The following is a 3118-nucleotide window of genomic DNA, read 5'->3' on the forward strand; positions in this document are numbered from 1 at the left end:
TGTGTTTTCACCCAATGGGTGAAGCGGTTTTTTGGTTGAAATCATTATACCAGTTGGGGTTTGTGTGTTTTTTTGATTTCTATTTTTGGATTAGGGTTTATTAATAAGGCAAAAAACCATGCATATTGACACTGATCGAAATAAAAACAATCAAATATTTAATATTACTTTGATAAACCATCGTTACTTTGCAAATAAAATGAATGAGGAGCATGTGGCTCGTTTTTTTGTAAAAACATCTAAAACACTAAATTTAAGAGTTTCTGCACATCGTTTTCGACATGCATTTGCAACTAAACTAGCCAATAACACAAAAACCAATATTAAAACAGTACAAAATCTTCTTGGGCATAGTAGTGTATACACAACACTTAGCTATGTGCATCCTGACATGGACGACATGAGGAGAGCTATAGATTTGTTGTAATTCAAAAATAAAATTGAATTAAATTTGCAACCCTTCCATTTCTAACGCCTGCTAAAAATAGAATCTCCGTTATTTAAATCGCATCAAGTAACTTTCTTGGTGGAATGCCACCAATTGCACTATGAGGTCGTATGTTATTATATACCCACATCCATTGAGTTGCTAACGATTGAGCGTGTTCAATCGAATCAAAAATATGCATGTTTAGCCATTTGAGACCACTGCATTAACCCAATATAATTTATCAAGCCCATAAAATAGCGAATTTTTATATTCCCAAAATCACACTAAGACCACTGCATAAGACCCAAACCCAATCATTAAAAATCAAAATTCTAAAAAACTTAACTTTTCAAAGTAAAATAATTTACAAAAACCACAATCATCAAAAAAATCATCAATATAAGCCATAAAACACTCATTTTTCACCTATTTTTGCACTATTTCCAAAAAAAAGACGTAATAATCCCTAGATTATATTCACTTCCTTGTTAATATAAACATTTACTGCCCTAACTAAGTTGTAAGCAATGGCTTTCTTCAGATTAACTTCACTGGCAACTTTTTCTAAATCAATATAACGAGCTCTTGCCAAGCCATAAGTGCGTTTGAGGGTACCGAAGGTACGCTCAACGACATTCACTCCTCAGTAAAATCTTTTTTTTCCTGATATTGAATCAGAACCTTCATACCTCTGATTTTTGACTCTATAAATTTCCGATGCTCTAATAAGGTTACCGAATTACATAACTCAGTAACTTTCTCATAAAAGTCAATTTTTTCTTGCGACATTGGAACTACACTGCTTGAGAAATCTATACTAGTAGACTCAAAGGGGAGATTTTTGAAATCATCAAGTTTTTTATTTTTTTCTAAGAACGCTGTATAAAAGATCAATTTTCGTTGTAGTGGAAAACTCGTAATTAAAGAAAATAAAAATTGCATATAATCATTTTTATCAGATTTACATTCAATCTCTTTAAGGAGATAGTTATTTTGTTTATTTAAAATAGAGTCATCGGTTTGTGGATTTACACTCTTGTTATAAAATGACTCGTAGTAATCACAGTATCGATGATTATCACGCACATTTTCAAACACAATAGATGTGACTCGCTGCATAATATCCATATAATCATTACGCAACCATATAAATGAGTAGTCTCGATTATCATCGCAATGCATTAGACATACTTCTCTAGTGAATTTGTCTTCTAAATATTTATCTATAAAGGTAGGGTCATTATCAAGGATTATTGATAATGTTTTTCCGTTATAATCTATAAAATGTTGTTTAACTCTATCTAGTGCGATATATGCCTCTTCAAGCAGGTTGAACTTACCTAAAGACACTAAATTTAGAGTTTTGTTTATTTCTGTGGAAGGTTGAAACATTGAAAAAAGCGAATGGGCAAATTCTGGAAACACTCTTGCCCTTCTGATAATAATTTGAACAATATCAGTTACAAATCCTTTCTGTATAGATTCATACTTCAACAGATAATCAATATCACCGATAAAGTATTTGTATTTGGACTCTTCATAGAGATCATATAAAGCGCTTATATCTTTTAACTGAATATCATCAATAGGAAGGTGTTGGTAGTAACTAAAAAGCCATTTGTTTTTTGATGGATATTCAGGCGTGTTTAAAACGGAAAATGCTCTTGCTGTACCTAATGTAGATAAGAGATTAGGTACAACGACCCAATGATTTATTTCTAGATAATCACCTTGCTCTAGGTAATGCCTGACAACTTCATAGAATAGATTTGAGTTTCGACTTGCCAACTCTTTCAATATGAAAGGGATTTGATTGATTTCCCATTCTAAACGACATTCAATGGTTTTTAAAATTTTAAGAATCTGATGGAAAAATTTATCATAGTCTTCTTTAGAATAGGATGAAGTTAACTTTGTTATACTCTTTTCTCTACATTCATTATTTGTCAGAAGGTCATAAAGTGCATAATCAGGCGACTGAAACCGCACTTCTATATCATCCACTGGAATATTAAAACGCTTCAACAAGTTTAAATATGGTTGAACCACAATACAATGACAGAGATTCTTTGGGTCAAGCGAAGTTTCAAAGAAGGATAATATTAAATTCGAGTCATTCTCAATAATTTCACCAACAGAATCACTTAAATGTTTATAGGAGAGCAGTAGCTTAAGTAGTCGCCCCTTAAAAACTCACTCCAACCAAACCAAAACCCCCCATTTTGCCAACCATCTAAATCAACAAAACTGCTTTTTATCCAGCACCACAAAAAACCTTAGGTATTTTACAAAAAATAAGCCCAGTTTTTGCCAAAACAAAAAAATAGTGGCTATCACCAGCCATTTTCTCAAATTCCAAGCACAGGCAGCCATTAAAACATTAATCTCATCACCAACTTGCCCTTTGAGTAGGTTTCTAGAGAGTCTAAAATCTGATTTAAGATGTCCGATAATCGGCTCAATCGCTGCGCGTCTTTTACACAGTTTGCGCTTTTTGTCTCGTTGATAACGATTGTCTCGCTTAAGGGCTTTTTTAGGCAGGATGATGTTTGCACCGAGCACTACCTTTGCACCAACATAGCCTCGGTCGCATACCGCTTGTTTGATGGGTTTGTTTCTGTTGCTATTAGCATGGCTTATGGCAACATTTAAGGTTTTTGAGTCGTGAATATTTTTATCATGACTGGC

Annotated in this window: 5 protein-coding genes; 1 reads left to right on the forward strand and 4 read right to left on the reverse strand. The window is 33.2% G+C overall.

The window, feature by feature from the left end; genetic code table 11:
• Positions 1–118: 118 nt before the first annotated feature.
• On the forward strand, positions 119–427 hold the full coding sequence (locus BHECKSOX2_RS00965) for a site-specific integrase (RefSeq protein ID WP_139682095.1): 309 nt from the start codon (positions 119–121) through the stop codon (positions 425–427).
• 73 nt (positions 428–500) lie between these two features.
• Here BHECKSOX2_RS00965 and BHECKSOX2_RS00970 read toward each other — a convergent pair whose 3' ends face one another.
• From BHECKSOX2_RS00970 to BHECKSOX2_RS00985, 4 genes are all read right to left on the reverse strand, one after another.
• Entirely contained in the window at positions 501–629 is a 129-nt protein-coding gene (locus BHECKSOX2_RS00970) for an integrase core domain-containing protein (RefSeq protein WP_139682096.1), read from the reverse strand.
• 267 nt (positions 630–896) lie between these two features.
• Positions 897–1070 (reverse strand): transposase, encoded by a 174-nt coding sequence (locus BHECKSOX2_RS00975; RefSeq protein ID WP_139682097.1) that lies wholly within the window; start codon positions 1068–1070, stop codon positions 897–899.
• Positions 1067–2434, reverse strand: a complete 1368-nt coding sequence (locus BHECKSOX2_RS00980) for a hypothetical protein (RefSeq protein ID WP_139682098.1) — start codon at positions 2432–2434, stop codon at positions 1067–1069. Before BHECKSOX2_RS00980 ends, BHECKSOX2_RS00975 begins: the two co-directional genes overlap by 4 nt.
• 234 nt (positions 2435–2668) lie before the next feature.
• Positions 2669–3118 (reverse strand): transposase (locus BHECKSOX2_RS00985; protein WP_139682099.1); only part of this gene is annotated, 450 nt, incomplete at its 5' end.

Origin of the sequence: thiotrophic endosymbiont of Bathymodiolus puteoserpentis (Logatchev) (genome assembly GCF_900127505.1) — a bacterium.
Classification (GTDB): Bacteria; Pseudomonadota; Gammaproteobacteria; order PS1; family Pseudothioglobaceae; genus Thiodubiliella.